Consider the following 7362-nt stretch of genomic DNA (forward strand, 5'->3'; position numbering starts at 1 on the left):
CTGTCGGGTCCGTCGGGTCCGTCCGGGCCGCCTGGTCCGTCCGGGCCGTCGGGTCCGCCGTCCGGCGAGGGTCGGGAGCCGCGCACGCCGTGGTGGCGCTCCGGGCGGGGGCTCGCGTTGGCCGCCGGCACGCTGGCGGTCACCGCGGTGGCTGCGGTGCTGATCCTGAACAGCCAGGGTGGCGGTCACCACGACACCCTGCCGGTCGCCAACGAGGTGGCCCTCCAGGCCCCGGCCGACCCGGGGCCGGATCCGTTCACGCCATCGGTGGAAACCCAGGGCGTGAGCGCCCCCGCCCCTGCCCAGGCGCCGCAGTCCGGGCAGGCACCGCAGTCCGCCCAGGCGCCGCAGTCCGGGCCGGGCGGCCGGTCCACGGCCGCCTCCCCGGCGGTGATCCACAGCGTCGAGGGCAGCTCCGCCGGGCTGTACGGCGGGACGATGACCAAGCCCAGCTGCGACACCGAGCGTCTGGTCGCCATGGTCTCCAACGGGGACGCCGGCCGCGCCTGGGCCTCCGCCGCGGGCATCCAGCAGTCCGACGTCCCGTCCTACCTGCGCTCGCTGACCTCGGCCTACCTGCGGGTGGACACCCGGGTCACCAACCACAACTACCGGAGCGGCGCCGTCGTCGAGTACCAGTCCGCGCTCCAGGCCGGCACCGCCGTCCTGGTGGACGCCCAGGGCGTGCCCCGGGTGCGCTGCTCCTGCGGCAACCCGCTGAAGCCGCCGGTGCTGGTGAGCGACGCCACGTACACCGGGAAGGCATGGGCCGGCTTCCACCCGACCACGCTGGTCGTCGTGGTGCCCGCGCCGCACCCGGTGACCGAGATCATCCTGGTGAACATCGAGACGGGCGGCTGGTTCTCCCGGCTGACCGGGCGGATCAACGTGGTCGACCGGAACGTCGGACCGCCCGGGGGGCCGCTGGCGCCCGGCATCCCGCCGCCGGGGAAGATGACGCCCACCACGCCGGCGGGCACGGCCTCGACGTCCGCCTCGACCTCCTCCACGTCCTCCGGGGCGACCTCCGGGTCCGGCTCGGCGACGACCTCGGGTTCGACCTCATCCGGGGCGACATCCTCGGGCACCTCGACCGGGGCGGGCTCCGCCTCGGCGACGTCGTCCACCTCCTCGGGCGCCCCGACCGGAACGACCAGGACGAGCGGCACCTCGTCCGCGTCCGCAGGCCCCTCGACCGGCTCGTCCACAGGTTCGTCCACCACCAGGACGCCGAGCACCAAGGCCCCGGCGACCACGACCGGCTCCACCACGACGAACGCCACCAACGGCACCGCCCCCGGCACCACGGCGACGGCCACCGAACCCCCGAAGACCGCGACGGCCGGGAGCGCCACCCCCAGCTGATCCGCCCGATTCCCCGGCACCACCGGCCGCCACCGGCCGCCCACCCCCCGGTGACGGCGGCGTGTCTCAGGGCAGCAGCACCTCGGCGTCCTCGGGCCCCAGCACCCGGCCGTCGGCCGTACGGACCTCCATCGTCTCGATCGGCGCGCCCGTCCCGCGTTCCACCAGCCGGGCGCGCGGCTCGCCCTCCGCGAAGAACCACTCGTCGCCCCACTGCCGCAGCGCGGTGATCACGGGGAAGAGGGCGCGCCCCTTCTCGGTCAGCACGTACTCCTGGTACGGGCTGCCGTCTGCGGCCGGAGCGAGCTCGAACACCCCGTTGGCGACCAGGTTGGCGAGGCGGGCCGAGAGGATGTTCCTGGCGAGGCCCAGGTTCTTCTGGAACTGCCCGAAGCGGCGCAGCCCGTCGAAGGCGTCGCGGACGATCAGCAGCGTCCAGCCGTCGCCGACGACGTCGAGCGGGCGGGCGACCGGGCAGGTCGACTCCTCGTGCGTGGTGCGCTTCGGCACTTCTCCCACCTTCCACCGGTCGGCGCCCAGCCTATCGGCGAGTCGCGTGGTTGCTTATTGAAACCACAGTATGCCAGGGTGGCGTGGTAGCACTTTGAAACCAGTTGGTCGTGCCCGCCACCAGGAAGACCCGCCCATGACCTCGCCCACCCGCGCCACCGCCGCCGCCACCGCCGAAGCGCCTCCGCGCGGCCTGCCACCCGCCGCCGCCTGGCTCCTCTCCGTCGCCTGCGGCCTCGCCGTCGCCAACGTCTACTACTCGCAGCCCCTGCTCGACCTCATCGCCGCGGACTACGGCATCGACCCGGCCACCATCGGCCTCGTCGGCACCCTCACCCAGACGGGCTACGCGCTCGGCCTGCTGCTGCTCGTCCCGCTCGGCGACCGTGTCAACCGCCGCACCCTCACCACCGCCCAGCTCGGGCTCTCGGTGCTCGCCCTCGCCGCCGTCGCACTCGCCCCCTCCGCGCCGCTGATGCTCGCCGCGATGGCCGCCGTCGGCGTCCTCGCGGTGGTCGCCCAGGTCGTCGTCGCGTACGCGGCCTCGCTCGCCGCGCCCGCCGACCGGGGCCGGGTGGTCGGCACCGTCACCAGCGGCATCGTGGTCGGCATCCTGCTCGCCCGCACCGTCGCCGGCACCATCGGCGACCTGGCCGGCTGGCGCGCGGTCTACGTGGTGTCCGCCGTCGCCACCGGCGCGATGGCCCTCGCCGTCGCGGTCGTCCTCCCGACCGAACGCCACCAGCCGTCGGCGCGGACCAAGCAGACCGGGCAGACCGGGCAGACCGCACGGATCAGCTACCCCAGGCTGATCGGCTCGGTATTCACGCTCTTCGCCGAGGAGCCCGTGCTCCGCGCCCGGGCGGTCCTCGCGCTGCTCACCTTCACCTCCATCACCGTCCTGCTCACCCCGATGGTGCTCCCGCTCGCCGCCCCGCCGTTCAGCCTCAGCCACACCCAGATCGGGCTGTTCGGCCTGGCCGGCGCCGCCGGGGCTCTGGGCGCCGGCCGCGCGGGCCGCCAGGCCGACCTCGGCCGGGCCGAACGCACCGCCGGCATCGGTCTGTCGGCCATGCTCGCCGCCTGGATCCCGGCGGCCCTGCTGCCGAACTCGGTGTGGTGGCTGGTGCTCGCCATGGTGGTGATCGACTACGGCCTGCAGTCCGTGCACGTGGTCAACCAGCACCTGCTGTACCAGGTCCGCCCCGAGGCGCAGAGCCGGCTCACCGCCGGGTACATGCTGCTCTACTCCGCCGGCTGCGCGGCGGGAGCGATCGGCTCCACCGTCGTCTACGAGCGCTGGGGCTGGACGGCCGTCTGCCTCCTCGGCGCGGCCACCAGCCTGGCCGCCCTGCTCTATTGGCTTGCCAGGAAGCAGAATTGACGCATCCTCGGAACCGCTCCTCCCGCTGGGCCGACAGCGCGTCACGGGGCGGGTATCGTCCCGGCCATGAAGGCAGTGTTACGCCGGGTGTGGTCCCTTCCGTTGGCGGGCGCGGTGGTCTCGCTGCTGGTGCTCTGCTGGAGCCTGTTCGCCGCGTCCGCGCAGTGGCGGGCCGCGAGCCGCATAGACGCCGCGCCGCTGCGGGTGGACGGGACGGTCAGCGCCGTGGCCCTGCGCAAGGGCGGCTGGCTCTACACCGTCACCTACCGGGTGGGGGATCGCGACTACCGCACGTCGGCGCTCGGCCTCAAACGGGTGGAGAAGCCGCACGTCGGGATGACCGTCCCCCTGGAGGCGGCGGCGGACGACCCGGCCACCGTCCGCGTGGCCGGTGACCACTACCCCAACGACGACATGCCCGCGACCTACGTGCTGGCCGCGGTGGGCGCCACGGCGGTCCTGCTGTGGCTGGTCGGCCTGCTGGTCCAGCGCGCCCGGGGCCGGACTCCCCACCCGTGACGGCCGGTTCGGCCGCCGGGCCGGTTCGCCCACCGCCTCGCGGGTGCGGCCGCGCGGCGCCCGCCGCCGCCCGTCAGTCCACGCAGGGGATGCCGCCCGCCTTGACGGCGGGGCCCTGCATGGGGAGGCCGGCGGCGGGGTCGGTGGCCGCGTCGCCCGGCCCGGTGGTGGCGGCGGAGGGGCTGGGGGTGCGGGTGACGGCGAGGGTGACGACGATGTGGCCGGGGGCGACGACGGCGGCCGCGGTGGCGGTGACGCCGTAGCGGGTGGCGAGCTGCTGGGCGTCGGCTTTGGCGCCGCCGCCGTAGGTGACGGTGGTGGCCCTGGTCCTGGCGGCGGCGTCGCCGATCCTCCCCGGCTGGTAGCCGAGTTCGGTGAGGGCCTTGGACTCGGTGGCGGCCGCGCCGGCGCCCGCGGCGGCGTTGACGTCCACGACGGCTCTGGTCGCGGTCGGGGAGGCCGCGGACGGCGAGGGGGTGGCGGTCTCGGCGGCCGTCTCGGTGGGCGCGGGGACGGCCTGGACGGGGGCCGGCTCGCGGTTGAACAGCTGCCGGACGATCTTCTTGATCAGCTCCGGGTTGACGGTGTTGACCTCCTGGCCGCCGACGGTCTTGAACCCGGTGATCGGCAGGGTGTTGAACTCGACGTTCCCGCCGGTGAGGTTGGGCGCCTGCTGGGCGAAGTCGAGGATGTTCCACTCGTTGTCGATGACGACGTCCTTCTTCACCACCCCGAACAGCTTCTGCATCTGCCCGAAGTCGTTGAGGATGCCCTGCTGCTTGAGCCGGTACTCGACGGAGGAGATGAACGCCTGCTGCCGGTGGGTGCGGTCGAGGTCGCCGTTGGCGAGGTGGTGGCGCTGGCGGACGAAGGAGAGGGCCTGGGCGGCGTTGAGGGAGCTGATGCCGGCGGGGAGCTTGAGGCCGGTGCCGCCGCCCTCGTGGGCGGCGGTGCGGGCGGTGATCGGATCGTCGACGGGGTGGTTGAGGCAGACCTGGATCGGCTCGACGGCCTTGGCGATGTCGTAGAAGCCGATCAGGTTGACCTCGGCGAAGTGGTCGATCGGGACGTCGAGGAAGCTCTGCACGGTCTGGATGGTGGCGGAGCGTCCGGCTTCGCGGCTCTGCCGTTCCAGGTCGGCCTTGGAGAGCCCCTTGCCGGCGAGTTTCTGCTCGGCGGCCACCTTGGCGATGCCGTAGGCCTCCTTGATCTTGTGCATCTTGCCGTCGGCGCCGGCGGTCTGCACGTAGTCGTCGCGCGGGACGGACAGCGCGGTGACCTTGCCGCCGTTGGCCGGGATGTGCAGGACGATCAGGGCGTTGGTGTTGTAACCGCCGATCTCGCTCGACCCGGCGTGCAGTTCGTCCTCGACGAACTGCTTGGGCAGGTCGTTGCCGTCCATGTCCTTGCGGCTGTCGAGGCCGATCAGCAGCAGGTTGACGGACTTGTCGAGGTGGGGCGGGGCGTTCTTCTTGGCCTCGCTCAGCGCGGTGGACTTGGTCATGCCGTCGTCGAGGCTGCGGTACTCGTACCAGGTGAAGCCGCTGGCGCCGAGGACGGCGACGGAGACGGTGCAGGCGAGGGTGCGCCCGGCGACGGTCAGCGGGGCGGCGCCGCGGCGCGGGGCGCGGCCGCGCGGGCGGAGGCGGGCGACGCGTTCAGCCACGACGGCTCCTTCCGGCCGGGGTGCCCGCACTGCGGGGCCGTCGGCGGTCGAGCGCGACGCGGACCGCGACGACCAGCAGCGCGACCCCCACCGCCGCCGCCATCACCGGGAACGCCCCCACCACCCACCGCAGCGCGCCGGTGCCGAGCTGCTTGCCCTGGTACGCGTCCCGGTTCGCCAGGTACTCGATGCCGGCCGCGCCGAGCAGCACCACGAGCGGGGCCGCGGTGACGACCCACCAGCGGCCGGCCCGGCTGCACAGCGCCGCCGCGGCGCCCGTCCCGCCGACCGCACCGACCGCGAAGAGCACGCCGACGCCGGGCCCGCCGAGTTCGTCCGCGACGCCGCCGAGGACGGGCAGGCCGACGGCGGTGAGCAGCACCGGCAGCCGGCCGGCCCGGCGGGCCTGCGGCCGGCGGCGCGAGGCCGCGGGCCGTGGCGGGCGGGCGGCGGGCGGCCCGGCGGGCTCCGCCCGGTCGGCCGCGCGAGAGCGCTGCGCGGGCAGGGCGGGGTCCTCGGCGCGCGGTCCCGCGTCCTGGTACGGCGTTCTCGCCCGCTGCCCGGCCATGCGCACTTCCCTCGCTCGTTTCGGCTGCCGCGGCGCGTGCGCGCCGCTGTGCGTGCCGGGACGCGTTCCGTCCTGGTGGCGGTTCCCAATTTCTACAGTGCTGTAGAAGTTGGGCTGGAGCATACAAATCCATTTCAGCAAAGTCATCCGCCGTCCTTCGGCAGCGGCCGAGCGCCCGGTGGGCCGTCGTTAGGATGGTCATGATCCCCCGCCACGTCGGCACACCATCAGGAACGCGTCAGAGGAGCAGAGCGTCACCATGTTTGAGAGTCTGAAGAACCTCGCGGACAAGGCCACCGACCTCGCCCGCGAGCACAGCGACGTGCTCGGGCAGGGCCTGGACAAGGTCGGCGACGTGATCGACGACCGCACGGACGGCAAGTACAGCGGCCAGATCGACACCGGCGTCGAGAAGGCCAAGGGCTTCCTGCGCAACCTCGACGGCGAGCAGAAGCCGGCCGAGTAGCCTGCCACCGGGCACGGTCACCGGCACGATCGGCAGTACGACGGTCGAACAAGGACACGGGCGGACGGGGAGGGGTCGGCAGCGATGAGCGAAGGGCAGCAGGGGTCGCGCTGGGGGCGCTGGCTGGTCGTCGGCGTACTCGTCGCGGCCGGGTGGGGCATCGTCCGCGGCGGCGACCACCCCACCACGGCGTCGTCCGACGCCTCCCCGTCGGCCACCCCCTCCCCGGACGGTGCCGCACCCTCCGCGTCCGCGCCTGCCTCGACCGCGCCGCCGAAGCCGTCCGGCCGCTACGACCCTGCCGACTACGCGGCCCCGGTGCGCCGGTACGCCGCCGAGGCCGGGGTCGACCCGCAGCTGCTGATGGCGATCCTCTACAACGAGTCGTACAAGCCGCACGACCCCGAGCTCGAACGGGCCTGGCAGCGCGGCAAGCCCGAAGCCTCGTTCGGCATCGCCAACATGCACCGCGCCGCCTTCGACGACACCAAACCCGGCCGCTTCGCCGACCGCCGGTGGGAGGAGCTGCCGGACGACCGCGACCTGGCCGTCCAGGCGGCCGCCTGGCACCTGCACGACCTGGCCGGGCAGCTCCCGGCGCGGCCGAGCGCGCCGCTGAACCACGACGAGCTCCTCGCCCTCGGCTACAACGCCGGCGCGGGCAACATGCTGGCCTTCGCCCGGGGGGTCAAGGTGGGCTCCCAGGCGCAGTCCTACCTCGACCGGCTGCACGACAACTGGGCCAAGTCCGGCACGGCCGTCCAGTAGCGCGGCCAGTAGCGCGGCCGCGCCCGGGCCCCGGCGCGGCCGCGCCCGGGATCAGCTGGCGCCGCGGCGGGCGGCCCCCAGCGCGCGCCCCGCCACAGATAGGGAGGGCGGCGGGG

8 protein-coding genes are annotated in these 7362 nt (G+C 74.1%); 5 read left to right on the forward strand and 3 right to left on the reverse strand.

Translation table 11 applies throughout. From position 1 onward, the window contains the following. Positions 1-117: 117 nt before the first annotated feature. The gene (locus ACIQVZ_RS25480) at positions 118-1365 is read left to right on the forward strand and encodes a DUF6777 domain-containing protein (protein WP_402453049.1); all 1248 of its coding nucleotides are present in this window, start codon (positions 118-120) and stop codon (positions 1363-1365) included. A 66-nt stretch (positions 1366-1431) separates the two neighbouring features. Here ACIQVZ_RS25480 and ACIQVZ_RS25485 read toward each other — a convergent pair whose 3' ends face one another. After that, positions 1432-1875, reverse strand: a complete 444-nt coding sequence (locus ACIQVZ_RS25485) for a helix-turn-helix domain-containing protein (protein ID WP_350885520.1) — start codon at positions 1873-1875, stop codon at positions 1432-1434. Between the two features lie 136 nt (positions 1876-2011). Here ACIQVZ_RS25485 and ACIQVZ_RS25490 point away from each other — a divergent pair, with 136 nt between their 5' ends. Then, positions 2012-3259 (forward strand): MFS transporter, encoded by a 1248-nt coding sequence (locus ACIQVZ_RS25490; RefSeq protein WP_402453051.1) that lies wholly within the window; start codon positions 2012-2014, stop codon positions 3257-3259. 66 nt (positions 3260-3325) lie between these two features. After that, positions 3326-3778, forward strand: coding sequence for a hypothetical protein (locus ACIQVZ_RS25495; protein WP_350885516.1), 453 nt, complete (start codon positions 3326-3328; stop codon positions 3776-3778). 73 nt (positions 3779-3851) lie between these two features. Here ACIQVZ_RS25495 and ACIQVZ_RS25500 read toward each other — a convergent pair whose 3' ends face one another. Together ACIQVZ_RS25500 and ACIQVZ_RS25505 are read right to left on the reverse strand one after the other, a co-directional pair. Beyond that, on the reverse strand, positions 3852-5444 hold the full coding sequence (locus tag ACIQVZ_RS25500; protein ID WP_402453054.1) for an LCP family protein: 1593 nt from the start codon (positions 5442-5444) through the stop codon (positions 3852-3854). Next, positions 5437-6012: a DUF6542 domain-containing protein gene (locus ACIQVZ_RS25505; RefSeq protein ID WP_402453056.1), complete on the reverse strand. Its 576-nt coding sequence runs from the start codon at positions 6010-6012 to the stop codon at positions 5437-5439. The genes ACIQVZ_RS25500 and ACIQVZ_RS25505 overlap by 8 nt, the downstream gene beginning before the upstream one ends. Before the next feature lie 259 nt (positions 6013-6271). Here ACIQVZ_RS25505 and ACIQVZ_RS25510 point away from each other — a divergent pair, with 259 nt between their 5' ends. Both ACIQVZ_RS25510 and ACIQVZ_RS25515 read left to right on the forward strand, forming a co-directional pair. Next, entirely contained in the window at positions 6272-6478 is a 207-nt protein-coding gene (locus ACIQVZ_RS25510; protein ID WP_280680643.1) for an antitoxin, read from the forward strand. Between the two features lie 84 nt (positions 6479-6562). After that, on the forward strand, positions 6563-7246 hold the full coding sequence (locus ACIQVZ_RS25515; protein WP_350885510.1) for a transglycosylase SLT domain-containing protein: 684 nt from the start codon (positions 6563-6565) through the stop codon (positions 7244-7246). Positions 7247-7362: the final 116 nt, after the last annotated feature.

It is taken from the genome of Kitasatospora sp. NPDC098663 (assembly GCF_044760075.1).
GTDB lineage: Bacteria > Actinomycetota > Actinomycetes > Streptomycetales > Streptomycetaceae > Kitasatospora.